Genomic DNA, 24,887 nt, shown 5'->3' on the forward strand with positions numbered 1-24,887 from the left:
TAGTTTTAAAAAAAATAATTTGTAACTGCTTCTGTATTGTGGACAAATCAGAATGTTGGTATAATGAGAACATACATTCGAAATAAGAAAAGACAACTTTGTGAATGAATTTGTGAGTAAAGAAAGGAGGAGAACAGGCATGGCAGACAAAGGACAGAGAAGCTATATCGCAATCGATCTGAAATCATTTTACGCATCGGTAGAATGCAAAGAAAGAGAACTGGATCCGATGACGACCAATCTGGTAGTAGCGGACAAAAGCCGTACGGAAAAGACTATCTGTCTGGCAGTGTCTCCTTCCTTGAAATCCTACGGGATACCGGGCCGTGCCAGACTTTTCGAGGTTGTGCAGAAGGTGAAAGAAGTGAATAAAAGACGGATCTGTATGGCACCCGGAAAGAAGTTTGCAGGAGCTTCCGTAGATAATGAAGAAATAAAACTACATCCGGAATTGGAACTGGATTATATTACGGCGGTTCCGAGAATGGCATTATATATGAAATGCAGTACGGAGATCTACAACTTTTATCTGAAATACGTTGCACCGGAGGATATCCATGTCTATTCCATTGACGAGGTATTCATGGATGTGACCGATTACCTGAATACTTACCGGATGACGGCAAGAGAGCTGGCTGGAAAGATTATTCGGGAGATTCAGCAGGAGACGTCGATTGCGGCAACGGCCGGAATCGGAACGAATCTGTACCTGTGTAAAGTTGCCATGGATATTGTTGCGAAGCATATCGAGCCGGACCAGAATGGGGTGAGAATCGCAGAACTTACAGAAATTTCTTACAGGAAGCTTTTGTGGGCGCATCAGCCGATCACGGATTTCTGGCGTGTGGGCCCGGGGTATGCGAAGAAGCTTGCGGAAGTCGGATTATTTACCATGGGAGATGTGGCAAGATGTTCTCTTGGTAAGCCGGGGGAATATTATAATGAAGATTTGCTGTACCGGCTATTTGGGGTGAATGCAGAACTTCTGATTGATCATGCATGGGGATGGGAGCCATGCACGATCGCAGATGTGAAGGCGTATAAGCCCGAAAATAACAGTATGGGTGCGGGACAGGTACTGCATTGTCCATATAATTTCGAGCAGACGAAGATCGTGGTAAAGGAAATGATCGACCAGCTGGCATTGGATCTGGTAGATAAACGTCTCGTAACGGATCAGATCGTTCTGACGATCGGATACGACATCAAGAATCTGGAACAAGGAACGAAGAAAAATGTAGGGGAGATCACGACAGACTGGTATGGCAGGAAGCTGCCGAAACATGCACACGGAACCGCTAATCTGAAGCAGCATACTTCTTCATCGAGGCTGATGACACAGGCAGGTGTAAAGCTGTATCATGAAATTGTGAATCCGGATCTTCTGATCCGCCGGATTACGATGGCAGCGAATCATGTGATCAGTGAGAAAGAGGTACAGGAAGAACAGCAGTATGAACAGATGAATCTTTTTACAGATTTTGGCACTGCAAAGAAGGAAAAAGAAGAGAAGAATGAGAAGCTGGAACGGGAAAAGAAGATGCAGAAGGCGATGCTGGATATCAAGAAAAAATATGGGAAGAATGCAATCTTAAAAGGAATGAATCTGCAGGAGGATGGAACTGCGATGGAACGGAACCGGCAGATCGGAGGACATAAAGCGTGAGAAATGAAAATGTTTCGAAAGAAAATGTTACACAGGTTTCGGGGAAATTACAGAGATCGGTGATCGAAGTGCAGCAAAAGTATGGAGATATTCTGAACCTTCCGCATCATGTATCGGAGACGCGTCCTTCGATGCCGATAGCAGACCGGGCGGCTCAGTTTGCACCATTTGCGGCACTGACCGGCTATAAAGAAGCAATAGAAGAGACAGAGCGGCTGGCAGAGAAAAAAATCGAGCGGGAATGCGAGTAAAGGCAAAAAATGGAAGAAAAATATGGTGAATCTCTTGACCTTCAAGCGGCTTGAAGGAATATAATTATCTTAACAAAGAGGGAGAAGGATGTAGATATCCGGAATGAAGGAAGGTGACAGTATGGAAAAAAGTGAAGAAAGAAATAGAATCATTTCTGAGCTTCAGACAGTAATAAAAGAACAGGTTGAATTAAAAGAAATTGAAATACCGGGAACCATTACATTTCAGGTTATGTCTGTGGATGGTGGGAATGTACCGGTGGGAGCCGGTGAAGTGCTTCTGCTTCGTTACAGTGCGACTCATCTGGAATACAGTCATGAGTTGGAAGATGAGAACCAGAAATTTCATATGGCGCTTCATATCATTTATTGTAAAGAGCAGAAAGGTTTGTTTGGAAAAGTAAAGTACAAGACGATAAAACACCGCAAAGAAATCATTACAGAAACAGACTGGAAAAATGGAAAGAAGGTGTCACTTTATGAAGATTAAAGATGTAGAAAAACAGGTTGGCATTTCCAAGGCGAATATAAGATTCTACGAAGAAGAAGGACTGATCCATCCGGCACGTAATCAGGAAAATAATTACCGGGAGTATTCAGAAACAGATGTAGAACAGCTTCAGGAAATTAAAAAGTTGCGTCTGATCGGTATTCCGGTACAGGAGATTAAAGAAATCTATGAAGACAGACTGACCTTGCAGGAAGCTTTATCCCGTAGACTGGACGAGATCGAAAAAGAAGAACGTACATTAAAGGAAACGAAACTGACCTGCCAGAAAGCACTGAAAAGTAAGCTTGATATTACATCGATCGATCAGCTTGAGATTGAGGAAGAAAAAGAAGAGTGGCAGGTACGTCTGGCAATCCTTTTGAAAGAGGATATTGTACAGAAAAAATTAAGCAGGGATGAGATGAACAATGAGATTGCATGCTTTTTTATTGCAGGAACGATCTTAAGTGTGATATCTATATGGCTGCTCCCGAAGGATTATATCGGAACACATCTTTATGTCGGGCTGATTTCACTTGCAGCTGTGGTTGGTCTGTTGATCATAGGAGCATGTTCGGCGAATATGAAAGTGCATCTGACATTGTTGCTTCTGGGGGCAGTTGTACAGCCTGTCGGACTTTTTACAATCGGAACAGTGATGGGAAGAGGATATATTGTGTGTCGTGATACGGCGGTATTGAAGCAGTATGTAATCTATCTGTATGGCGGGGTATTTATTCTTGCAATCATATTGTGGATGGGATCAAAGATGAACCGTTATATCCTGAACAAACTCTGGATCAGTATGCTTGCGAGCCTGATCATGGCAGGAGTGATAGCGCAGATGCTGAATCAGAAGTATGGACACTTGATGGCAACCGGTGAACTTATCGTCGGATTCCTGTGTGCGGTTATTTACCTGGTCGCAGTATCCGGAACATGGACACTGGCGAATGCAGACTGGGGAAAATATAACCGGTATCATGCAGTGTATACGTCAAACAAGATGATCAATGTATTCGCAACGATATTCAATTCAGCCGGATACTATAGTGGAAAGAACTGGAGGAGATAGCGGATATGAATTATATTACATTTAATGAGATGATTGAAGTGAACGGATTGCTGGAGGAGAAAGGGCTGAATTTTAAGGTTCACTTGAGAGATGCCTGTGGAAAACAGTCCTGTTGGATCGAACCGTTAGGAAATTGTGCATGCGAAGGACGGTATGAGGAGATGTATCAGGTTGTGGAGGAGTATTTTAGAAGTAAAGGGCAGAAGATAGAGTTTGATGAGACGAAGTTGAATTTTTTTGCTGTTTAATACAGTATTGTGGCTTACCCCGGTCCATGATACTGAATTCAATAGCGGAATTGTAACCTGTGTATGGCCGAAAAGTTGTGGCGGAAGCCTTGACTTTCCGGCTTTTTTTGTACACTTCCGGTATCACAGCAGTTATGGTTCCGCTGTTGAATCATTACAGCATGCGATACCCACGGAATGACCGCTTCATGTAATAAACAGCAACAAAATTTGTTTGAAAATATATTGAATAATATTTATTTATATGTTAATCTATATAAAAGCATACTTCAAAAGAAATCTAAGGTATATTGAATCATATACTATCTACATTCTAATTGCATTTCAGGAATCTATGTTTTTTATACCAATCAATTGTAAAAAGCAGGAGAGGACTGAACGTGTAAGTAAGATATCCTCCTGCACATAGGAGGAATTAAATATGGCGAGAAGAAAAAGTCAGAAGAGACGTAACAAAAAGTATCAGGTAAGCAACCGTCAGTTAAAGGCAAAACGGCCATACAAAGATACGATTTTTCGAATGTTGTATCATGATAAAGAAAATCTGCTATCATTGTATAATGCAGTGAATGGTCGGAATTATACTAATGTAGAAGATTTGCAGATTGTCACATTAGAAAATGCAATTTATATGGGAATGAAAAATGATCTGGCGTTTATTATGGATATGAATTTATATTTGTATGAGCACCAGTCGACGTATAACCCGAATATTCCGCTTAGAAATTTATTCTATATTGCGGATGAATATCAAAGATTAGTAGTTCGGAAATCTTTATATTCCACGGTAATACAAAAGATAGCGACACCAAGATTTATTGTATTTTATAATGGAACGAAAAAGGTAGACGATTATAATGAATTCCGATTATCTTCAGCTTATGAGAATCCGACGGATGATCCGGATCTGGAATTAAAGGTGACTATGTTGAATGTAAATGATGGTCATAACCTAGAACTGATGGAACACTGCAGAACATTAAAGGAATATGCCAAATATGTTGCGAGGGTAAGAAAATATGTGACGCAGAATATTCCTCTGGAAGAGGCAGTTACGCGAGCGGTAGATGAATGCATAGAGGAAGGAATTCTGGCAGAATTTTTGGTGAAGAATAAGGCAGAGGTGATCAAAGTGAGCATCTATGAGTATGATAAAGAATTTGAAGAGAAAAAATTACGGAAAGCGGAGTATGAAGCTGGTGTGGAGGCTGGAGTAGAATCTGGAATTGAGCTTGGAGAACGGAGTCTTTTGAAAAAGCAGATTAAAAAGAAGTTGAAAAAAAGAAAGTCTATAGGACAAATTGCGGATGAATTGGAGGAAGAGGTAACTGCAATTCAACGAATTATAGAAGAAATACAAAAAGAAGAATAAGTATATGATTAGGAAGGCTGTTGCATTGCAAGAGTCTTCTTTTACTATTCAAAGTTTTTTACCTTAAAATTAAAAAAGTAAAGGATTCGTCGATTGACGTATTTAACAAAAAATGTATATGATGTAATTAAACAAAGAAGTCTATTCGGTTTCGAAGAACGGAAAAAGGAAGTGAATTACATGGATGCAAAAGTATTTGGAAAATTTATCATGGAACGGAGAAAGCAGCTGGGTATGACACAGGCGGAACTGGCAGAAAAGATAAATGTAACGGATAAGGCAGTCAGCAGATGGGAAAGAGGACTTGGTTTTCCAGACATTAATACGTTAGAACCATTGGCAGATGCACTCGGGATAGAAGTGGTGGAGCTTATGAGATCGGAAATCAATACAGAAAGAAGAGAAACTGCTGTAGATCGGAAGAACGTAGTAGAGATTATGAAATCAACGGCAGAGATATCGGAGTATCATGCGGCAAAGAAAATGAAATGGTTAATCAGTGGAATTAGCTTTGTAATGGCAGTATTAGGTGTAATGGTTACACAGTCAACAAAAGTGTTTTCTTCGATTGCATTTTATGGCTGTATCATAGGATGTACTACATGTGTGGTTCTTTTACGGCAATATTGGGAAATTCGTGAAAAAAGGGAATTTTATTTTTCACTTATCTGGTGTCTGGGGGCAGCCAGTCTGATATGGATGTTCCGGTTGTTTTCGATAAAAGCAATAAACAGTATCATGGATGTGGGGAGCATTCTTATTGGTAGTGTGATTGATTTTATATTTTTAAAAGATTTTATTGAAAGTGTAATTAAGAAAAAATATCTGCAAATGGCAGTGTGTGGAATATTTCTTCTTTCAACGACAGTAGAATATTTTCGGATTGTATTAAAGTAATAAATGCATTTATTAATTCTCGTGTTGCTTTCTTGAAAAATATAAGTTAAACTTATAATAAATAAAATTTTACAGAGAGAATGAGGAAAAGTCATGGAAAGCAACAAAGAAGAAAAGATAAAGACGGTCAGTGAAGAGAATATCTATAAGCTGAACGGCAGGGTTCCGCTTAGAAAAGCCATCCCGTTTGGATTGCAGCATGTACTGGCGATGTTCGTATCGAATCTGGCACCAGTGCTGATCGTGTGCAGTGCGGCAGTACTTAGAAGTAACGGGGCGCATTTAAGTTCGGCGGAGATTACACAGTTATTGCAGTGTGCGATGTTTGTAGCCGGAATCGGAACCTGTTTACAGTTATATCCGATAGGAGTGATCGGATCCGGACTTCCGATTATTATGGGAGTCAGTTTTACGTTTCTTGGAAGTCTGTTGGTCATTGCAACGAATCCGGATCTGGGATATGAAGCTATGGCAGGTGCGGTTATTTTAGGCGGTATTTTTGAAGGTTTTGTCGGACTGAGTGCCAAGTACTGGAGAAAATATCTGACGCCGGTTGTATCGGCATGTGTAGTCATTGCGATTGGGTTGTCACTTCTGCCGGTAGGTATGGATTCCTGGGGCGGTGGAAGTGGAGTGAAAGACTTCGGTTCCTGGTATCATCTGGTCGTTGGAGCATTTACATTGATCGTATGTCTGGTATCCAGAGAAGTATTGAAAGGTGTCTATAAGAATCTGAATGTACTGGTCGGACTGGTATTTGGCTATGCACTTGCAATTATATTTACTGTAGCAGGAATCGCACCGATGGTTGACTTTTCCGGTATTCATAAGACGATTCAGGAGGTCGGCGTATTCAGCATTCCGAAGCTTGTGTTTCTGACCAGTCATAAACCGGTATTCAATCTGGGAGCATTTTTCACGATCGCAATCGTATTCCTGGTATCGGCAGCAGAGACGACAGGAGCAACGACAGCAGTCTGCACAGGTGGACTTGGACGTGATCTTAAGATGAAAGAACTTCGCGGTTCACTGGCAGTCGATGGATTTTCCAGTGCGATCTCCGGATGTTTCGGATGTCTGCCGCTGACATCATTCAGTCAGAATATCGGACTTGTGACGATGACACAGGTAATCAACCGTTTTACAATTCTGATGGGAGCACTGATTCTGATCCTTGCATCATTATTCCCGCCGCTTGGAGCGTTCTTCAATTCACTTCCACAGGCAGTGCTTGGCGGATGTACGGTTATGATGTTTGGATCGATCATGTATGAAGGAATCAAGATGCTGAAAGAATGTAAATTCGATGACAGAACAATGATTATCGTGTCATTGTCATTTAGTATCGGAGTTGGTCTGACACAGACATCCGGGAACTTCTTTGCAGCATTTCCAAGTGCGGTAGGAGATGTATTTAATGGAAATGCAGTGGCAGGAGTGTTCGTGGTATCGTTACTTTTGAGTCTGTTTTTGCCGAAGAAGACGAAGGTGGAGTAGAAGAGAAGATACAACAATAGAATAATAAAGAAAAAAGATTATCTGGAGAAAAATATCTGGATAATCTTTTTTTCATTATGCGTTTATATGTTTCAGTTATGATTTATATCGGTTAAAGCTTTTTGATAGAAGAAGCAGAGATATAAACCCAATTGTTCCTAAGTTTAAATTTAGCCCAATTGTTAGAAATTGACACTACTAAGATAATGTTTCCTTTTTTGACGGTGCCGGCAGAAGAATAGTTATTTCCTGGTCCGGTGCGTAAGGTGGCTTGGGCAGATGTGACGACATATTTGGTTGTGTGAAGACTACGGTCACTGGAATCCGCTAAATTATCTTCCGAAGATTGTGAGGGAGGTAAAGATAATTTTGAATAAGCAGTAGCAGCATAAGTGGTAGAACAAAAAGTTATACTTATTGTAATTCCAACAATAATAAAAAATAGTGTTTGTTTAAGAAATTTCATTTACAACGCTCCTCCTTAGTATTTGATAATTTATACTTTACAGATCAATTCTTAAATATGGGATTAAAAAATCTGAAAAATTCTTAATTTTTTCTGGGTATTATGATTTGTATGTTATGATTTGAACAGTAGAATGTGTAGAAGGAGTGGAATATATGAATCATATTTTAATTATTGAAGATGATCCGGATATCCGGGAGAGTCTCAGAATATTGTTGGAATCTGAAAATTTTTTGATAACAGAAGCAAAAAACGGTTCAGACGGACTTAATAAATTTTCCGCAGAAATAAACCTTGTAATATTGGACATTATGATGCCTGGAATATCAGGTATTCAAACTTGTGAAGAAATAAGAAAAAGATCAGTTGTTCCAATTCTTTTTTTAACAGCAAAATTAAGTGAGGAAGATAAGATTACGGGATTAACAGCGGGAGCGGATGATTATTTGGTAAAACCATTTTCAGCGGCAGAATTACTTGCAAGAATTCATGCGTTGTTACGAAGACATCAGGTATATGATACCGAATTTCATAGAGATTCCCAAAAAGAGGAATGGATTGAAAGGCATGGGATAGTTATTAGCAGCGTGTATAATGATGTGTATATGGGAGAAAAAGAACTGTGTTTGACAGATATAGAATATAGAATCTTATTATTGCTGATGAAATATCCAGGAAAAATATTTTCTATACAAAATTTATATGAAACTGTATGGCAGGAACCATTTTACAAGGCATCGGCTAATACGATTATGGTACATATCAGAAAATTAAGGTCAAAAATAGAAGAAGATCCACAAAATCCAAAAATAATAAGAACTGTATGGGGAAAGGGGTATACATTTGGTTAAAGTAAAAAATGCCAATCTTACAGTTAAAATGTTACTATTACTTTTGAAAGGAATTTTAATAGGAAGTATTGTTTTTATATTATTATATTTTGGTGGTAGTCATGTATTAATGAACTACTATTATGAATCCGATTATATATATAAGGCGGAAACACCTTATGTGAAGCGTCTGCAAAAATATGTTACTGAAAATCATGTGGCAGCTACAGACTCTGAAAAATTGAAAAAATGGTCAAATAAGCAGAAGATTTCATATTTTTCAGTTTCAAGAGAAAGAAAAATATTATTTGATAATTTTTATGTAGAAGCCAATTTATTAAAGCCAGTAGAAAATGACATGTTGAATTATACCTGGTATTTTTTGCAAAATGTAAAATTCGAAGATGGTGATGCGGATGTATATATTTATGCGGATTATGAAGTGAAGATAAAACTCTTTTTTATATTTACGATTACTGCAATCAGCTTTGGAATATGTTTTGTTGTATTTATTTTTGGAATAAGAAAAGAAGTGAAATATATACAAAAGTTAAGTGAATCTATCCAGCAAATAGAGGGCGGATATTGGGATGCCGATATAGAGGTGAGAGGAAAAGACGAACTGGGAAATCTCGCCTACGGATTGGATCAGATGCGCAAGACTTTGATAAAAAAAGAAGAAAATGAAAAGCAGATGAAAGAGTATCAAAGTAAATTGGTGCTTGCGATGGCGCATGACCTTCGGACGCCATTGACAAGTCTGATTACTTTTTTAGAAATTGCAATAAAGAAATCAACAAATAATGAGAATCAGGAATATATACAAAAGAGCTATCAAAAAGCAAATCAGATCAGGGAACTGACAGATCAGTTGTTCGATTTCTTTTTGATTCAAAAGCAGGAAAAAATAGAATTAGATCCACCGGCAAATGTGGAATATGCATTGGGGGAATATCTATCAGAATTTTGCGCATTTGTTGAAGCAGAAGGGTATCAAGTGATTGTTAAAAATATGGAATGGGGTGAAGCAAAAGTACAGGTTTACCATAGATATATAGGACGTATTATGGATAATCTGGTTTCAAATATAAAAAAATATGCGGATAAAGAGTACCCAATTATTTTGGAGATGAAGAATAATGAAAATATGATACAGATAGATTTTGAAAATCAAAAAAATACTAAAAAAGAGTATGTAAAAGGAACGGGAATAGGAATACAGAATATAAAAAATATGATGGAGCAGATGAAAGGAGAATCTGAAATTATAAATAATGAAAACAGATATGCAATTGTTTTAAGTTTTCCGATATATATAGAATAAGATACTGCGAAAACCGCCTGTTAGAAATTAAGAATTATTCAGATTTGTTAAGAAGCAGGATAAGATTTATTGGGTATAGTAAGGGTAAGTAAATCGAGTTGTTTTGGGGTATTTGGAAAAAGGAATCATACAATTTTACTGAATTGAGAAAATGGACAATTATAGTTTCATGGTAGAAATTATTTTTGGCAAAGAAGAGGTGGGAATTGTGAAAAGGAGAATATTTATTACCGCTATTATCGGGAGTTTGTTTTGCTGTTTGAGTGGATGTCAACACAAAACGAGTGAAAATTATAATATTATGCTTAATTCTAAAAGTGATGTATTACCCATTTATGCGGAGAATGCTAAGGAAATAAGTAATAAAACATTCGATTTAGCGTCTCTTGAAGATATCGACGCGGGATACAGTGTAGAAGAATTGGAAAATGTGGATGAACCAAATGGAATCATATGCCTGGAAGATTCGATAATGATTTCGGATAAAGCAAGTGATGCTATTATACAAATGGATTATTCTGGAAATCTAATTAAAAAAATTGGAAAGACTGGTAATGGAGAAGGGGAGTTTTTATCTCCAGGTGCAATTAAAGAATATAATCATGAAATATATGTTCTTGATCAAGGAAATAATAGAGTTCAGATATTTGATGAGCAGTTAAATTATGTAGATAAAGTAGATTTGATAAACAAAAAAATAAATGATCCAGATTATGTTCCACAAAAAATGGCAGTAAACGAAGAGGGAATATACGTTACGGGAATGTCATTAAAAGAGGCGGTAATAGATAAATATAGCAATGGAGATGAAGAAGAAATAGGAGCAAATTTTATCGGATCAATTGCAAGTTATCAATCAGAAATATATGGAATAAATTCCATGGTACGGTTTTATGATAAGAAAAATGATAGCTTTGGAGCGGTCACCACAGCACCTGAGTGGCTTTTGTCTGTTAGTGGGAACAAGTTAAAAAAGGTATCTGAATTACCATATGGATTTGGGATAACTGATTTTCTGATTGAAGACAAGAAAATAATATGTATTTCTGGATCGGGAGCATCGGTATATTCATTGGGATGGAATGGGGAGTATAAGGAAACTCTTGCAATCATTTCAGGACTGGAAAATGAAGAAAATCCGCAAATAGATGAAAACAATCAGGGAGAGTACTTTATAGTTATGCCGAAAGCAAAAAAAATATACCGAATTTATAAAAAGTAAGGGGAAATGTATGAAACGGTACTTATATATAGGGTATCAAACCTGGATAAAAATCAAATACCAAAAGAAAAGATACTTCTTATATATTCTTTCGTTTTATGTAGGTCTTTTGCTTCCAGCATTCTGTTTGGCTAATATAAGATCGGTAGACAGAGTGTTCTATTTTACGACATTTAAAAAAATGAATAGTTCGGTGCAGATTGATTGGTTTAGTGAAAAATTTGATATTCTTTTTCCAGAAGGAATGGAGTATTCGATAAAAGCATATAAAGAAGAGAATTTTAAACAATGGGGGGATAAATATGTTTCTATAATAGGAATAGATGAAAAATATGCTTATCCAATGCCTGATATTAATGGAAGGATGTTCAATAAAAGGGAAATGAAGACTGGTGCAGCAGTATGCTTGGTTGATGGTCAATGTGCTAAAACATATTCTTATAAAGTTGGAGATGGTATTTTAATCCGAGATAAAAAGTGTAAGATTGTAGGTATATTGAACAGCAGCATATATTCGGGAATTGTAATCCCGTATCAGACAATGAAGGATATATATCAGAACAAAGAAAAGATACAATTTACAGGAACTTTTTGGGGAGAAAGTAATAATTTAGAAAAAATTGCAGATAAGGGAACAAAGATCATTGAAAAAAATGATCCGAAATCGGAGCTTATATCAACAACTACAGGAATGGAATTATATAAAAATGCATTGACAACAAAAAAACAATGGAGAATTGTCCGGGGACTTATTGCAATGGTTGCACTCACTTTTTTTGCATTAAATGAATCTATCGTACTTATAGAAAAGAGGGACGAAGAGCAGGGAACGGTAGGAATCAAATTGGCACTGGGAGCTTCCAGGAAAGAGATGCGGATAGAGGCACTTTTGGAAACTTTTTGGATTACAGGAATTGCAGTGCTGTTAGTAATTGTTACGATGAATCCACTGGCCAGAATGCTTCAATTAGATAATGTTATCGTGGTGGATGGAGTGATTATTGCGGAAATGATTACGATATCGTTGTTAACCTGTGGAATATTAGCAAGATGTTCGATAAAGAAAATAAAGCTATATCCAATTGCATTAATGTTGAAAATGAAGGAGACAGAGTGAGCTATATTATAAGAAGAGCATGGCAACGGTTAAAATGGAATAAATGGATCTCAATATTGATGATTATTGAGATGATATTAGGAATGAGTGTGTTGGTATATGCAATGAATATGTATTCTTCACTAGTAAAGGAAGAAAGAAGAAGAGCAAACCAAAGTCGAGATTTATGTCTTGAGATATCTGGATTTAATGAAAAAATGTTATCAGAGACAGTAGCGTTGACGATTCAAGATTATGAAAAGATACAGAAAATATCGAGTGGGAAAACCTTTTTCTATATTGCCTTACCAGAATTTTACGTAGCAAATGATAAAAATTATGAGTTTACAATGATTTTAGCGGATTATGATAAATTAGGATTAAAGAAAGGCTATTGCTATTGGGGAAGCAATAAAGAAAGTATCGAAGATATATTTACGATTTCTGAAATGGTTCCAAGGAAAATGCCGACACGGATAAATGAGCAATCATGGAAGACAGAAGTGGAGAATATAGAACTGAAGAATTGTGTAATTGTTCCTGTTGAATATATGGAACAGATAGAACAAAAAATAGAACCGGCATACATTCATATGGAATGGAATTCTAAGGAATTAGAAAATAAAGATCAGATGTTAAAGAATATAGAAGAGTATTTAAATAAAATGCATGGAGAAGTATATTCTTACCGTATCTATTCTCCGGAAATAGACTTAAAGAATAATGGATATAAAGTGAAGCAATCGATACGGGTAATCATGCAGGCTGGTATTTTATTTTTAATAGCTTTTTTGGGAGGGATGATATCAATTTTCGAATTATTATTTAACCATAGAAAAAAAGCATACGGGATTAGTCTTGCGTGTGGAGCGGATTATAGGACGGTATTTTATGAAATGTTTGCAGAGGTTGCTTTATTGAATGGGATAGGAATGTTCATAGGAATAGGTATTGGCTACATAGTTACATACTTTGTTGATATGGGAATTATGATCGGTTATATAAAAGTAGAAGGGAGTATCGTGTCATTCATTGCAAGTATAAGTGTTTATTTGTTAATAACTATTATTGTGTCTGGAAAGAGTTATATAAAAATAAAACAAAGAAAAGTGATTGAGCTTTTAAATGGGGATTAGAAAAAGAAAATGATTGTACTAAAAGATATAAAAAAAACATATTATGGAAAAAATATAGAAACCAATGTGTTGAAAGGTGTAGATTTGATGATTCATCCGGGAGAATTTGTTTGTATTTATGGGAGCTCAGGAAGTGGAAAATCAACATTGTTAAATATTGTGGGGGTATTAGATTATGCAACCGAAGGGGAATACACATTGGATGGGATATCTATTAAAAATTTGAATGATAAAAAAATGGCAGAAATCAGAAACCGGAAAATTGGATTTGTTTTTCAGGCGTATCATTTAGTTCAGGAAATGAATGTTTTGGAAAATATTGCTGTCCCACTTGGATATGCAGGAATGTCTAAAAAGAATAGAACTGCAAGAGCACAGGAATTATTGGATGAATTCCATATGAAAGGTTTAGAAAAAAAGTATCCGGCGCAGTTGTCTGGTGGAGAACAACAGAGAGTTTCTATTATGCGTGCAATTTCCAATAGACCGCAGATTCTCTTGGCGGATGAACCGACTGGAAATCTGGATAGTGACAATTCTAGAATGGTTATGGAGATTTTATCTCGTCTGAATAAGGAAGGAATGACAATTATAATGGTGACGCATGATTTGTCACTGGCGAAATATGGGACAAGAATCATTTATATTAAGGATGGGAAAATAGAAGAGCATGAATAGTAAAGAAAGGGAATGATGACAAAATGAAATTACTGGCAAAAACGAGCAATCCTGTGGAATGCGAAAACATAAAAACAATTTTATCATCACAAAAAATAACATATCGGATAGATGTTAGAAACAAAAATAATATGTTTAAATTTGTAACATTGCTATTTATAACAGGATCAGGAGATTTTGGATTTAGAGAAAATGAAGGAAAAAAGTATTATATTTTTGTGGGAAATAAGGATTACCAAAAAGCAACAGAAGCGTTAAGGCAATATAGTAAACAGGTGAACGTATGAAAAAATTAGATAATATAGTAGGAATCGCATTAGTTTCTTGGGGAATGATGTTGCTTTTCATTGTAATGTGGTTAGGAAATAAGTATCCTGAGATACAACAGGATTTACTCCTGATAGTTAGAGTGTATATAGGCCTAGTGACAGTCTTTGTAATATCCAGGATTATTTTTAGGATAACGAGGAGGAGAAAAAGTGAACATTCATAAAAAAATGAAAGCGTTAAAAAGAAATGCTATATTGCTATTACTATATGATTTGCTGGTGTTATGTATTGCGTTTGTAAAAAATGGAATGACAAATATGTCAGCAGAAGCGGTTACGTCACTAATTGTATCTATTGGTTTTGGAATATTCATCAATTTACTCTGGATCGTGGATTCCAAAACCTGGATTACTGATTACGGAAAAAGGAAATGTATCTGGTCCTATTGGTGCGGCGAAATTGTACTTCTGCTGTTAGTAGTTGCTTTGGAAAATATGAATCAACTGGCTGCAGCATCTGCCATATTAGGAGTGATGGCGGCATATATTGTGGTTGGAATATGGTGGGTGAGCCGTAAGCTCTAATGTGCTAACGCTCTCCACACACATCCAGAAATTCCTGCACCAGCGGCACTGGTTTCTTTCCTTTCGCCCAGATCAGAAGAATCTTGGTTACAAGATCCGGCTCATCCAATTCTTGTATACAAAGTCCGTCACACAAGCTTGCCATGGACTGTGGAAAGATGGCAGTCGCAAGATTTTCCTTTGCCCAGAGCATTGCACCTCTCGGATCGTCGCAGACACAGAAGATGTCCGGATTCATATTCTGGGCATGAAAGGTATTCATGATGAGTTCTTCGTATCTTCGGTATAAGATTAATGGTCTGTGTAGAAGATCAGCGAGTTTTAAGGAAGGGGCAGTATTTTCTGGCGCAGATACCGCGATCATCGGCTCAGAACACAATTCCATATAAGACACCTCGTCAAGACGCAGTGGTGTTCTGGCAACGGAGATATCGATGATCCCGTCCAGAAGATACTGATAAAGCGAATAAGTGATTCCGTCGTGGACTTCAAAGTTCACGTCGGGATTTTTTTTCGAAAACTGGGAAATATAAGGCATGATGGTATCTACCGTTGTCGGAGTCAGGCCGATACGTAAGATACGTTTTTTGCCGGTTTTTGAGACTTCCAGTTCGGTAGACCTTGCGTATTCCAGCAGGTTACCGGAGCGGTCGTAGAGAAGCTTGCCGGCTTCAGTCAGGGTAACACCCTTGCTGGTGCGGTCGAAAAGTTTTACATTTAATTCATTTTCCAGCTGGCGGATCTGATAGCTGAGCGGCGGCTGGGACATATTTAAGTGTCTTGCAGCTTCGTTAATGCTGCCGGTGGATGCAATCTCGCGGAAATATTCTAACTGTCTGAGTTCCATGTTGAATCACCTTCCTTATATATTTTTTGTATTGCAAAGCTATAAAAACAATATTATTCATATCAATGATAACGGACTATAATAAAACAGTCAAGGACATTAATAATAAGAAGAGACAAGAAAATAAAGGAATGGAGTGAAAGAAATGAAGCGTCTTGAGAAATTTCTGAGACCATACCGCAGGGAAAGTATCCTGGCACCGCTTTTTAAATTGCTGGAAGTGGTATTCGATCTTATGGTTCCGGTTGTGGTAGCTCAGATCATTGATGTGGGCGTTGCGAAGAATGACCGTGGATATATTGTGGAAATGTTCTTCGTATTACTGCTTATGGCAGCAGTCGGACTGTTGTGCAGCTTTACCGCACAGTTCTTTGCTGCAAAGGCAAGTGTCGGATTTGCGACCAGTGTCAGACAGGCAATGTTCGATCATATCCAGAGACTGTCATTTACAGAACTGGATACGCTCGGAACGGATACGCTGATCACAAGACTGACAGACGATGTGAACCAGGTGCAGAATGGAATTAATATGGGACTGCGTCTGTTGCTGAGAAGCCCGTTTGTCGTGATCGGTGCGATGGTGATGGCATTTACCATCAATGTGCGTTGTGCACTGATCTTTGTCGTAACAGTGCCGATCCTGTTTGTAGTTGTATTTTCCATTATGCTGATCAGTATTCCGCTGTTCAAGAAAGTACAGGCAGGACTGGACCGTGTGACAGGACTTACAAGAGAGAATCTGACAGGTGTCCGTGTCATCCGTGCGTTCTGCAGGGAAGAACAGTCGGTGGAGGAATTCGAAGAAGGAAACCGTGAGCTTACGAGACTGAATGAATTCGTAGGAAGAATTTCCGCTCTTCTGAATCCACTTACGTATGTACTGATCAACGTGGCAACTGTGTTACTGATCGCACGTGCCGGAGTGCAGGTGAATATCGGGAATCTGCAACAGGGGCAGGTGGTAGCACTGTATAACTATATGGCACAGATTATTGTAGAGCTGATCAAATTAGCCTCTCTGATCATTACGTTGAATAAATCAATGGCGTGTGCAGACCGTGTGGCTGGTATCCTGGATGTGAAGTCCAGTATGGAATACAAAGCAGTGGCTGGAAATGATAAAGTTGATGATAATATGGCAGTTGAGTTCAACCACGTCACCTTCACATACGAAGGTGCCGGAGCATCCAGCTTATCAGACATCACCTTCCGGGCGAAGAAAGGACAGACGATTGGAATCATCGGCGGAACCGGAAGTGGTAAGAGTACACTGGTCAGCCTGATTCCGAGATTCTATGATCCACAGGAAGGTATAGTAAAGGTAAATGGCGTCAATGCAAAGGATTATCCGCAGGGAGAACTTTGCAGTGAGATAGGCGTGGTTCAGCAGCGTTCTATCCTGTTCAAAGGAAGTATCCGTGATAATCTAAAGTGGGGCAATGATCAGGCTTCAGATGAAGATCTGTGGAAAGCGATCACAATCGCTCAGGCAAAAGATGTTGTAGAAGCTAAGCCTGGAAAGCTTGATTTTGAAGTGGAACAGAACGGACGCAACCTGTCCGGAGGACAGAAACAGCGTCTTACGATCGCGCGTGCACTGGTCAGCAAGCCGGATATCCTGATACTGGATGACAGTTTAAGTGCACTGGATTTTGCGACAGACGCAGCGCTTCGTAAAGCAATCGGTGAACTGGAAGGCAATGTGACAACATTCCTGGTATCCCAGAGAATTTCCGGCATCCGGCAGGCGGACAAGATCCTAGTTATGGACGACGGTGAACTGGCAGGACAGGGAACACACGAAGAACTGATGGAAACTTGTGAGACCTATCAGGAAATCTATTATTCACAGTTCCCGGAAGAACGTCCGGTTGTAATGAAGACTTCTGAGAAGACAGAGAAAGGAGCGGCAGAGTAATGAAGAAATTATTAAAGCTCATAGGGAAATATAAGATTTTCCTTGGATTCAGTGTCATCTTTGCTGCGATCTCTGTAGTATTGCAGTTGTATGTGCCGGTCTTATTCGGAGATGCGATCGATGAAGTGGTAGCAGCACATCAGGTGAACTTTGATATGATGTGGTATTATCTGAGACAGATTCTGGTATTCATCGTGATATCGGCACTTGCTACCTGGTTCATGAATCTGTTGAACAACCGTATGACTTACCGGATCGTACAGGATATCCGTTCACAGGCGATCCGCCACATCCAGGTATTGCCGTTATCTTATCTGGATCAGCATAGTACCGGAGATATCGTAAGCCGTGTCATTGCAGATACAGATATCTTATCCGATGGTTTGCTGCTTGGATTTACACAGCTGTTTTCCGGAATTGTGACGATCGTTGTGACGCTGATCTTCATGTTCTCCAAGAATGTGTGGGTAACGCTTTTAGTGATCGTTCTGACACCATTTAGTTTCGTAGTAGCGAAATTCATTTCTTCCAGATCTTATACGATGTTCCGGAAGCAGAGCGAGACCCGAGGACGCCAGACTGCACTGATCGAAGAAATGATCGGCGGACAGAAGGTAGTCAAAGCATTCGGTTACGAGAAAGAATCATCCAGAAGATTTGATGAGATCAATAAAGAACTGCAGACATACAGCCAGAAAGCGGTATTTTACAGCAGTTTAACGAACCCATCTACACGATTTGTCAACAATATCATTTACGCCGGAGTAGCACTACTCGGAGCTTTTCTGATACCGGGCGGAACGCTGACGGTTGGAGGACTTTCTGTACTGTTATCCTATGCGAACCAGTATATGAAGCCGTTTAATGATATCAGTTCGGTAATTACAGAGATGCAGAATGCGCTGGCATGTGCGGACCGTATCTTTGACCTGTTGGAGCAGAAAGAAGAGACACCGGATGCAGAAGGAGTATTTGCTACAGTCGATGGCAATGTTACAATTGGTGATGTGGCATTCAGTTATGATAAAGAAAAAGAACTGATTAAGAATTTCAATCTGGATGTAAAACCAGGTATGCGTATCGCAATCGTTGGTCCGACCGGATGCGGTAAGACGACATTTATTAATCTGCTGATGCGTTTCTATGACGTAGATGAAGGAAAAATCCTGGTGGATGGAAAAGACATCCGGGAAGTATCCAGACATGCGCTCAGAAGCAGCTTTGGCATGGTACTGCAGGATACCTGGATCAAGAGCGGAACCGTGAGAGACAACATCTGTTTTGGAAAGCCGGATGCAACTGATGAAGAGATTATCTGTGCGGCGAAAGAAGCAAGAAGCTGGGAATTCATCCGCAGACTTCCGAAAGGGCTGGACACGGTGCTCCATGAAGACAGCATCAGCCAGGGACAGAAACAGCTTCTGTGTATCACAAGAGTCATGCTCTGTCTGCCGCCGATGCTGATCTTAGACGAGGCGACATCAAGTATTGATACCCGTACCGAACTGCAGGTACAGGAAGCATTTGATAAACTGATGAAAGGCAGAACAAGCTTTATCGTGGCACACAGACTTTCCACGATACGGAATGCTTCGTTAATCTTAGTTATGAAAGACGGTAAGATCATCGAGCAGGGCAATCATGAAGAACTGCTGAAAAAAGGTGAATTTTACCATAAACTGTATCACAGCCAGTTTGAAAGTTAATATATCAATGTAACATAAGTGAGGCCGGAGGTTTTTGAAATCTCCGGCCTCACTTATAATGCACAGTATGAATTTTTGCGGTATAATACAATTACAGTGTAATGAAAACAGGGAGAATAAGCATGGGTTTTAGAAAAGATTTTGTATGGGGAGCAGCAACAAGTGCATATCAGATAGAAGGTGCCGTGAAAGAAGACGGAAAACCGATCGATGTATATGGACAGAATATATATAATGGATATTGTGTGTGGATGGGAGAAGACGGAAGGTCGGAAACAGTAAGCCGCTATGAAGGATTTCCAAAAACAGCGATTGTACTTCCAGCGGTCACTGATGGATAACTTTGAAATAAGGCTACCGCAATCCCACTGGCTTTAGACGGTGGGTTAAGGTAGCCAAAAATCAGAAATTATTGTATACTCATGGCATGGGGACATGGAAATCTAAAAACAGACACAAATACCTATTACAATATCACATTATTTTTGTCTGTAAATATAGGAAGAAATTACCGGTTTCGAGGCAGATATCAGATGATATAAAACAGTTTTCGTATGAGATATGTCAGAGACACAGTGTGATAATAAGATATATGGAAAAGATATCCCCAATATTTACGAAAACAATTCTGGAAAGAACATACCTTTTGGAAAGATGGATATTTTGCCTGTAGTGTAGGAAATGTATCGGAAGAAATGCTGAAGAGATATATAGAAAATCAAGGTTGAGAAAGAAGGTGACAGTGGATGTTAAAGGCATATAAATATAGAATATATCCAAATAATGAGCAGAAAATACAGATTGCAAAAACATTTGGCTGTTGCCGTTTTGTATATAATCAGACACTGGCATACCGGAAAGAAGTATATGAGAAAGAGAAAAAAACAGTTAGTAAAACCGACTGTAACAATTACTGCAATAGACAATTAAAGAAAGAGTATGAATGGCTGAAAGAAGTGGATAAATTTGCTCTGACAAATGCGATTTACAACATGGATGCTGCATACCAGAAGTTTTTCAAGGAACACGCAGGTTATCCGAAGTTTAAGAGTAAACACAATAATCATAAGTCATATACAACAAATTTTACGAACGGCAATATAACAGTAGATTTCGGGTGCAATAGAGTAAAACTGCCTAAATTAAAAGGAATAAAAGCAAAACTGCATAGAAATTTTATCGGACAGATAAAATCGGCAACGATATCACAAGTTCCGAGTGGAAAGTATTATGTATCAATTTTAGTGGAAACAGAACACGTGGAACTGCCACATATAAAACAAAATACAGGAATAGATTTAGGTATTAAGGAGTTATGTATTACTTCTGCTGGAAAGAAATACGAAAATCCAAAAATCATCAGAAAATACGAAAAGAAACTGGTGAAACTGCAAAGGCAGTTAGCCCATAAAGAGAAAAGAAGTCAAAATTACTACAAAACAAAGAAAAAGATAGCAATATGCCATGAAAAAATAACAAATACCAGAAAAGATTATCTGCACAAGATGTCCCATGAGATTATCAGCGAAAACCAAGTGATAGTTTCGGAAGATTTGCAGATAAAAAACATGGTAAAAAATCACCGTTTGTCAAAGTCTATAAGTGATGTATCATGGTATGAGCTGACAAGACAGTTAGAATATAAGGCAAAGTGGAATGGCAGGAAATATGTCAAAATAGACACATTCTATGCCAGTAGTCAGCTGTGTTCAGTCTGTGGATACCAAAATACAGAGACAAAAAATCTATCAGTAAGGGAATGGACATGTCCTGTCTGTGGAACAAATCATGACAGGGATATCAACGCAGCAAAAAATATACTGGAAGAAGGATTAAGACAAATAGCATAAAAATAACAATATAGGGCAGGGACTGCCCGAATTAACGCCTGTGGAGATAGTAGGTTACGAGGTCTGCGAAGCAGGAAGCCCATTGGCTTTAGACAATGGGTAGTTCACTATTGCAGAAAACCATTTTAAAGTCATCCTGTCGAATGAACTGATCCTGGATTATGCAGACGGAAGATTCCGGATGCATTTTATAAGTCAGGACAAGACTTCTGTATCTGCAGGACGAAGCATGCGTTATGTGGAAGTGGATGAAGTGAAGGATCTGAAGATTCTGGCTGATAGATCATCGGTAGAAGTATTTGTGAATAATGGAGAGTATGTATTTTCGACAAGATATTATCCGGAAAATCATAAATTACTGGCAGAAGCTGTGGAAGCACAGATTAGATTGTCAGAAATTATGTAACGAAATATGAATTTAAGATACGAATCATTATAGAAAGAAAATCACCATATATCAAAAGAAAAAATTTCAGTAGAGAAATTTTATCGGGATATATGGTGATTTTTCTTAATGTAAGAGATATAAATACTTTTCGAAGTTAACTCCTTCGTTTACAGGGACATGTTCTTTTACGGAATCGGCTAATGCTTTTTCGAGAAAAGATCCGGCAGTCTGCATCATTTCTGTAAGGGAAGTTCCGCGGGCAAGTCCACCTGTGATACAGGAGGCAAAGAGATCGCCGGTACCGGAATAGCTTCCATCGCAGCAGGGAAATGCCGACAGAAAATGCGAAGAGCCGTCTAACAGGAGATTCCCAATCTTAGGGATTCCATCATCTGTAGTAAAGCGAATTCCTGTGATAAGGATCTTTTTCGCACGTTCTGCTGTTAATAATGTATGGCTTGCATCTTTGAGGCATGAAATGAGCTGATGCAGGGACAAAGAGGAGTTCTGCAGGGTATTGTAATCCATATCTGTCAGCAGACAGAACTCTGTAATATTTGGAGTGATAACATCTGCACGTGCGGTCAGTTCCTTCATGGCAGACAGAAATTCGGAAGTATACATATCATAGGTCATGCCGTCATCACCCATTACAGGATCAACCAGAAGAAAAGTATCTGGTGTCTGGAACGTATCCAGAAAATGAAAAATCTCTTCAATCTGAGGTACACTGGCAATGTAACCGGTGTAGATTCCAGAAAAGCAAGTGCCGAGTTTCTTCCATTCCTGACGGAAATAATCCATCTTATCGGTAAAATCATAGCAGTAGTAGCTTGGATATTCTGTTTGAGAACTTAAGATGGCTGTCGGGAGCGGACAGGTCTGGATGCCCATCGCAGATAATACAGAGATGGCGGCAGTCAGGGAGCATCGTCCAAGACCGGACAGATCATTGATTACAGCAACTTTTTTTGTCATTGTCATAAAGAAATCCTCGTTTCCTAATATATTTACAAACATGTATTGATTATATCATAGTTGGGTTTTTTTGCCTTAACAAAAGAAGAAAGAAATCTTCCGGGTAAAAAATAATAAAAAAGTTTGAAAAAGTTGTTGACAGATGGAACACATTGCGCTATACTTAATTTCGTTGCTGAGGTACAAAAGCTTCGGAAACAATAAAATGAATATGTGCGCGTAGCTCAGCTGGATAGAGCGTCTGGCTACGGACCAGAAGGTCGGGAGTTCGAATCTTCTCGCGCACGTAGGAGAAACCCTTGTTTGATATAAAGTCAGACGAGGGTTTTTTGTTGTTACATGTCCGGTGAGTCATATTTTTTATATATGGTTTCGTACACGGTAGACCGGGCAGTATTGACACAGATTGGGCAACTGTGGTAAGGTTACAAGGTAAATTAAATCATGATTGTGTGAGGTGTCAGTCAGGATATCAAGGATAATTTATGGGAATTATTTTATAGAAAGAATGATCTGACTGGTGAAAAGGGAAACAGGTGAGAATCCTGTACGAACTCGTCACCGTATTTTGCGAGCGGAAGCTGCATACCCACTGGGATGACCGGGAAGGGAGCTGAAGCGCCAGAGCAATAAGCCGGGAGACCTGCCTTTCGCAGTACAGGAACGTAAAAGTTCAGGCCACGAGGAATTGGCAGTACGAAATAAGTCACAGAACTGTATGTGATATGTAGATATTATGTAATACAGTTTTATTTTCGTTGTCTTCGTTTCCTGGCGGAGGCTTTTTTTGATATTATGTGTCCGGAAGGAACCGCCGGTGGCAGAGATCTTGTATCTCATGTATTGACAATCAAAAAACAGGAGGTAGAAAGAAATGAAAAAGAAACTGGTAGTAGTATTATTATCAGCAGCTATGTGTGTAGCGGCATTTGGCGGATGTGGAGCAAAATCAGACAGCTCCGACAGCAGCAGTAACAAGAAGACAGAGACTTCTTCAAAAAAGGAAGATCAGAAAGCAGCAGATGCAGTTGCAAAAAAGATTGATGCGATCTACGTTCAGGAAAGAACAGACAAGACGGATGAACAGTGTAAAGCAGCAAAAGAAGCGTGGGATAAATTGACAGATGCGCAGAAAGAACTGGTAGAAGGAGACAATGCAGATCCGGATTACTTCGGAAGAGATACAGGAGATGCTTCCCAGGATGACCCGTTAAATGGAGATGATATCGGAGAGAAGGAACTTCTGGTAGTAAGTTTCGGTACTTCTTTTAATGCGAGCCGCGCAGCTGATATCGGTGGAGTAGAGAAAGCACTTCAGGCAGCAAATCCGGACTGGTCTGTAAGAAGAGCATTTACAGCTCAGATCATCATTAACCATGTACAGGCGAGAGATGGCGAGAAGATTGATAATGTGGATCAGGCTTTAGAGCGTGCCGTAAAAAACGGTGTCAAGCAACTGGTTATACAGCCAACACACTTAATGCATGGTGCAGAATATAAAGAGTTAACAGAAGCAGTGGAGAGTTACAAAGATAAATTTGAATCTGTCAAGATCGCAGAACCGCTTCTCGGAGAAGTCGGATCGGATGCGACAGTGATCAATGCAGATAAAGCAGCAGTAGCAGAAGCAATTACAGCAGAAGCTGTTAAGACAGCAGAATATGACAGCCTTGATGCGGCCGCAGCAGACAGTACAGCATTTGTATTCATGGGACACGGAACATCAGATGAAGCAAAGATCAGCTATTCTCAGATGCAGACACAGATGGAAACACTGGGATATAAGAATGTATTTATCGGAACAGTAGAAGGAGAACCGGAGGAAACTTCGTGTGAATCTGTTATCGCAAAAGTAAAAGATGCCGGATATAAGAATGTCATTCTTCGTCCACTGATGGTTGTGGCAGGTGATCATGCGAACAATGACATGGCCGGAGATGATGATGATTCATGGCTGAGCCAGTTCGAGGCATCTAAGAACTTTGACAGTGTGAAGACACAGATCGCAGGTCTTGGAGAAATCGATGCAATCCAGCAGTTATATGCAGCTCATACAAAAGCAGCCATGGATGCACAGTAAAAAAATATTAAAGGGAGA

General features: G+C 38.9%; 25 protein-coding genes, 1 tRNA gene, 2 pseudogenes and 1 riboswitch. Of the genes and pseudogenes, 25 read left to right on the forward strand and 3 right to left on the reverse strand.

What is annotated here, in order from left to right:
- Window positions 1-139: 139 nt before the first annotated feature.
- From NKF87_RS03300 to NKF87_RS03335, 8 genes are all read left to right on the forward strand, one after another.
- A complete protein-coding gene (locus tag NKF87_RS03300; protein ID WP_253583956.1) occupies window positions 140-1,666 on the forward strand; it encodes a DNA methylase in 1,527 nt (508 codons plus the stop codon).
- Window positions 1,663-1,917 carry a hypothetical protein gene (locus NKF87_RS03305; RefSeq protein WP_253583957.1) on the forward strand — a complete coding sequence of 85 codons (255 nt, stop codon included), beginning with the start codon at window positions 1,663-1,665 and terminating at the stop codon, window positions 1,915-1,917. Before NKF87_RS03300 ends, NKF87_RS03305 begins: the two co-directional genes overlap by 4 nt.
- 121 nt (window positions 1,918-2,038) lie before the next feature.
- Window positions 2,039-2,407 (forward strand): hypothetical protein, encoded by a 369-nt coding sequence (locus NKF87_RS03310; RefSeq protein ID WP_253583959.1) that lies wholly within the window; start codon window positions 2,039-2,041, stop codon window positions 2,405-2,407.
- The gene (locus NKF87_RS03315; RefSeq protein ID WP_253583961.1) at window positions 2,397-3,482 is read left to right on the forward strand and encodes a MerR family transcriptional regulator; all 1,086 of its coding nucleotides are present in this window, start codon (window positions 2,397-2,399) and stop codon (window positions 3,480-3,482) included. The genes NKF87_RS03310 and NKF87_RS03315 overlap by 11 nt, the downstream gene beginning before the upstream one ends.
- Before the next feature lie 5 nt (window positions 3,483-3,487).
- Complete coding sequence (locus NKF87_RS03320) at window positions 3,488-3,730, forward strand: RDAC family protein (RefSeq protein ID WP_117596791.1); 243 nt, start codon at window positions 3,488-3,490, stop codon at window positions 3,728-3,730.
- 421 nt (window positions 3,731-4,151) lie between these two features.
- Window positions 4,152-5,102, forward strand: coding sequence for a hypothetical protein (locus tag NKF87_RS03325; protein WP_117596794.1), 951 nt, complete (start codon window positions 4,152-4,154; stop codon window positions 5,100-5,102).
- A 180-nt stretch (window positions 5,103-5,282) separates the two neighbouring features.
- Window positions 5,283-5,999, forward strand: a complete 717-nt coding sequence (locus tag NKF87_RS03330) for a helix-turn-helix domain-containing protein (RefSeq protein WP_144101066.1) — start codon at window positions 5,283-5,285, stop codon at window positions 5,997-5,999.
- Between the two features lie 93 nt (window positions 6,000-6,092).
- Complete coding sequence (locus NKF87_RS03335) at window positions 6,093-7,496, forward strand: uracil-xanthine permease family protein (RefSeq protein ID WP_253583962.1); 1,404 nt, start codon at window positions 6,093-6,095, stop codon at window positions 7,494-7,496.
- A gap of 112 nt (window positions 7,497-7,608) precedes the next feature.
- On the opposite strand, the gene NKF87_RS03340 is transcribed toward NKF87_RS03335, so the two are convergent.
- Window positions 7,609-7,962: an SH3 domain-containing protein gene (locus tag NKF87_RS03340; RefSeq protein WP_253583963.1), complete on the reverse strand. Its 354-nt coding sequence runs from the start codon at window positions 7,960-7,962 to the stop codon at window positions 7,609-7,611.
- Between the two features lie 155 nt (window positions 7,963-8,117).
- On the opposite strand from NKF87_RS03340, the gene NKF87_RS03345 reads away from it, so the two are divergent.
- From NKF87_RS03345 to NKF87_RS03385, 9 genes are all read left to right on the forward strand, one after another.
- Window positions 8,118-8,813, forward strand: a complete 696-nt coding sequence (locus NKF87_RS03345; protein ID WP_253583965.1) for a response regulator transcription factor — start codon at window positions 8,118-8,120, stop codon at window positions 8,811-8,813.
- On the forward strand, window positions 8,806-10,116 hold the full coding sequence (locus tag NKF87_RS03350) for a HAMP domain-containing sensor histidine kinase (RefSeq protein ID WP_195956350.1): 1,311 nt from the start codon (window positions 8,806-8,808) through the stop codon (window positions 10,114-10,116). Before NKF87_RS03345 ends, NKF87_RS03350 begins: the two co-directional genes overlap by 8 nt.
- A gap of 169 nt (window positions 10,117-10,285) precedes the next feature.
- The gene (locus tag NKF87_RS03355) at window positions 10,286-11,338 is read left to right on the forward strand and encodes a 6-bladed beta-propeller (RefSeq protein ID WP_253583966.1); all 1,053 of its coding nucleotides are present in this window, start codon (window positions 10,286-10,288) and stop codon (window positions 11,336-11,338) included.
- A 10-nt stretch (window positions 11,339-11,348) separates the two neighbouring features.
- Entirely contained in the window at window positions 11,349-12,455 is a 1,107-nt protein-coding gene (locus tag NKF87_RS03360) for an ABC transporter permease (RefSeq protein ID WP_253583967.1), read from the forward strand.
- Window positions 12,389-13,570, forward strand: a complete 1,182-nt coding sequence (locus NKF87_RS03365; protein ID WP_118378017.1) for an FtsX-like permease family protein — start codon at window positions 12,389-12,391, stop codon at window positions 13,568-13,570. Before NKF87_RS03360 ends, NKF87_RS03365 begins: the two co-directional genes overlap by 67 nt.
- 9 nt (window positions 13,571-13,579) lie before the next feature.
- Window positions 13,580-14,248, forward strand: coding sequence for an ABC transporter ATP-binding protein (locus tag NKF87_RS03370; RefSeq protein ID WP_118378018.1), 669 nt, complete (start codon window positions 13,580-13,582; stop codon window positions 14,246-14,248).
- Window positions 14,249-14,271: 23 nt separating this feature from the next.
- Window positions 14,272-14,535 carry a DUF2007 domain-containing protein gene (locus NKF87_RS03375; protein ID WP_118378019.1) on the forward strand — a complete coding sequence of 88 codons (264 nt, stop codon included), beginning with the start codon at window positions 14,272-14,274 and terminating at the stop codon, window positions 14,533-14,535.
- Window positions 14,532-14,741: a hypothetical protein gene (locus NKF87_RS03380; protein WP_028086111.1), complete on the forward strand. Its 210-nt coding sequence runs from the start codon at window positions 14,532-14,534 to the stop codon at window positions 14,739-14,741. The genes NKF87_RS03375 and NKF87_RS03380 overlap by 4 nt, the downstream gene beginning before the upstream one ends.
- Window positions 14,728-15,102, forward strand: a complete 375-nt coding sequence (locus tag NKF87_RS03385; protein WP_253583968.1) for a hypothetical protein — start codon at window positions 14,728-14,730, stop codon at window positions 15,100-15,102. The genes NKF87_RS03380 and NKF87_RS03385 overlap by 14 nt, the downstream gene beginning before the upstream one ends.
- Before the next feature lie 4 nt (window positions 15,103-15,106).
- Here the strand turns inward: NKF87_RS03385 and NKF87_RS03390 are convergent, their stop codons facing one another.
- Window positions 15,107-15,949, reverse strand: a complete 843-nt coding sequence (locus NKF87_RS03390; RefSeq protein ID WP_253583970.1) for a LysR family transcriptional regulator — start codon at window positions 15,947-15,949, stop codon at window positions 15,107-15,109.
- A gap of 145 nt (window positions 15,950-16,094) precedes the next feature.
- Between NKF87_RS03390 and NKF87_RS03395 the strand changes: the two genes are divergently transcribed.
- The 6 genes and pseudogenes from NKF87_RS03395 to NKF87_RS14240 all read left to right on the forward strand — a co-directional run bounded on the left by NKF87_RS03395 (window position 16,095) and on the right by NKF87_RS14240 (window position 21,829).
- Complete coding sequence (locus NKF87_RS03395; RefSeq protein WP_118224205.1) at window positions 16,095-17,867, forward strand: ABC transporter ATP-binding protein; 1,773 nt, start codon at window positions 16,095-16,097, stop codon at window positions 17,865-17,867.
- Window positions 17,867-19,573 carry an ABC transporter ATP-binding protein gene (locus tag NKF87_RS03400; RefSeq protein ID WP_118378022.1) on the forward strand — a complete coding sequence of 569 codons (1,707 nt, stop codon included), beginning with the start codon at window positions 17,867-17,869 and terminating at the stop codon, window positions 19,571-19,573. The genes NKF87_RS03395 and NKF87_RS03400 overlap by 1 nt, the downstream gene beginning before the upstream one ends.
- Window positions 19,574-19,695: 122 nt before the next feature.
- Window positions 19,696-19,806: pseudogene (locus tag NKF87_RS14590) on the forward strand (family 1 glycosylhydrolase); the annotation flags it as partial.
- A 194-nt stretch (window positions 19,807-20,000) separates the two neighbouring features.
- Window positions 20,001-20,301, forward strand: a pseudogene (locus tag NKF87_RS03410) (transposase).
- An 18-nt stretch (window positions 20,302-20,319) separates the two neighbouring features.
- On the forward strand, window positions 20,320-21,423 hold the full coding sequence (gene tnpB, locus NKF87_RS03415) for an IS200/IS605 family element RNA-guided endonuclease TnpB (protein WP_118310322.1): 1,104 nt from the start codon (window positions 20,320-20,322) through the stop codon (window positions 21,421-21,423).
- A gap of 181 nt (window positions 21,424-21,604) precedes the next feature.
- Window positions 21,605-21,829 (forward strand): GH32 C-terminal domain-containing protein, encoded by a 225-nt coding sequence (locus tag NKF87_RS14240; protein ID WP_301291890.1) that lies wholly within the window; start codon window positions 21,605-21,607, stop codon window positions 21,827-21,829.
- Between the two features lie 105 nt (window positions 21,830-21,934).
- Here NKF87_RS14240 and NKF87_RS03425 read toward each other — a convergent pair whose 3' ends face one another.
- Window positions 21,935-22,789 carry a pyridoxamine kinase gene (locus NKF87_RS03425; protein WP_253584310.1) on the reverse strand — a complete coding sequence of 285 codons (855 nt, stop codon included), beginning with the start codon at window positions 22,787-22,789 and terminating at the stop codon, window positions 21,935-21,937.
- A gap of 213 nt (window positions 22,790-23,002) precedes the next feature.
- Here NKF87_RS03425 and NKF87_RS03430 point away from each other — a divergent pair.
- A tRNA-Arg gene (locus NKF87_RS03430) sits at window positions 23,003-23,076 on the forward strand.
- A 205-nt stretch (window positions 23,077-23,281) separates the two neighbouring features.
- Window positions 23,282-23,455: riboswitch (cobalamin riboswitch) on the forward strand.
- Between the two features lie 208 nt (window positions 23,456-23,663).
- Window positions 23,664-24,869 (forward strand): sirohydrochlorin cobaltochelatase, encoded by a 1,206-nt coding sequence (locus NKF87_RS03435; RefSeq protein WP_118378025.1) that lies wholly within the window; start codon window positions 23,664-23,666, stop codon window positions 24,867-24,869.
- Window positions 24,870-24,887 lie beyond the last annotated feature (18 nt).

The sequence above is a fragment of the Dorea longicatena genome, assembly GCF_024168045.1.
GTDB lineage: Bacteria > Bacillota > Clostridia > Lachnospirales > Lachnospiraceae > Dorea_A.

Coding starts and splice junctions, on each gene's coding strand:
- NKF87_RS03300 (WP_253583956.1), top strand. CDS start 140: ATGGCAGACAAAGGACAGAGAAGCTATATCGCAATCGATCTGAAATCA.
- NKF87_RS03310 (WP_253583959.1), top strand. CDS start 2,039: ATGGAAAAAAGTGAAGAAAGAAATAGAATCATTTCTGAGCTTCAGACA.
- NKF87_RS03315 (WP_253583961.1), top strand. CDS start 2,397: ATGAAGATTAAAGATGTAGAAAAACAGGTTGGCATTTCCAAGGCGAAT.
- NKF87_RS03320 (WP_117596791.1), top strand. CDS start 3,488: ATGAATTATATTACATTTAATGAGATGATTGAAGTGAACGGATTGCTG.
- NKF87_RS03325 (WP_117596794.1), top strand. CDS start 4,152: ATGGCGAGAAGAAAAAGTCAGAAGAGACGTAACAAAAAGTATCAGGTA.
- NKF87_RS03330 (WP_144101066.1), top strand. CDS start 5,283: ATGGATGCAAAAGTATTTGGAAAATTTATCATGGAACGGAGAAAGCAG.
- NKF87_RS03335 (WP_253583962.1), top strand. CDS start 6,093: ATGGAAAGCAACAAAGAAGAAAAGATAAAGACGGTCAGTGAAGAGAAT.
- NKF87_RS03340 (WP_253583963.1), bottom strand. CDS start 7,962: ATGAAATTTCTTAAACAAACACTATTTTTTATTATTGTTGGAATTACA.
- NKF87_RS03345 (WP_253583965.1), top strand. CDS start 8,118: ATGAATCATATTTTAATTATTGAAGATGATCCGGATATCCGGGAGAGT.
- NKF87_RS03355 (WP_253583966.1), top strand. CDS start 10,286: ATGGTAGAAATTATTTTTGGCAAAGAAGAGGTGGGAATTGTGAAAAGG.
- NKF87_RS03360 (WP_253583967.1), top strand. CDS start 11,349: ATGAAACGGTACTTATATATAGGGTATCAAACCTGGATAAAAATCAAA.
- NKF87_RS03365 (WP_118378017.1), top strand. CDS start 12,389: ATGTTCGATAAAGAAAATAAAGCTATATCCAATTGCATTAATGTTGAA.
- NKF87_RS03370 (WP_118378018.1), top strand. CDS start 13,580: ATGATTGTACTAAAAGATATAAAAAAAACATATTATGGAAAAAATATA.
- NKF87_RS03375 (WP_118378019.1), top strand. CDS start 14,272: ATGAAATTACTGGCAAAAACGAGCAATCCTGTGGAATGCGAAAACATA.
- NKF87_RS03380 (WP_028086111.1), top strand. CDS start 14,532: ATGAAAAAATTAGATAATATAGTAGGAATCGCATTAGTTTCTTGGGGA.
- NKF87_RS03390 (WP_253583970.1), bottom strand. CDS start 15,949: ATGGAACTCAGACAGTTAGAATATTTCCGCGAGATTGCATCCACCGGC.
- NKF87_RS03395 (WP_118224205.1), top strand. CDS start 16,095: ATGAAGCGTCTTGAGAAATTTCTGAGACCATACCGCAGGGAAAGTATC.
- NKF87_RS03400 (WP_118378022.1), top strand. CDS start 17,867: ATGAAGAAATTATTAAAGCTCATAGGGAAATATAAGATTTTCCTTGGA.
- tnpB (WP_118310322.1), top strand. CDS start 20,320: ATGTTAAAGGCATATAAATATAGAATATATCCAAATAATGAGCAGAAA.
- NKF87_RS14240 (WP_301291890.1), top strand. CDS start 21,605: ATGCATTTTATAAGTCAGGACAAGACTTCTGTATCTGCAGGACGAAGC.
- NKF87_RS03425 (WP_253584310.1), bottom strand. CDS start 22,789: ATGACAAAAAAAGTTGCTGTAATCAATGATCTGTCCGGTCTTGGACGA.
- NKF87_RS03435 (WP_118378025.1), top strand. CDS start 23,664: ATGAAAAAGAAACTGGTAGTAGTATTATTATCAGCAGCTATGTGTGTA.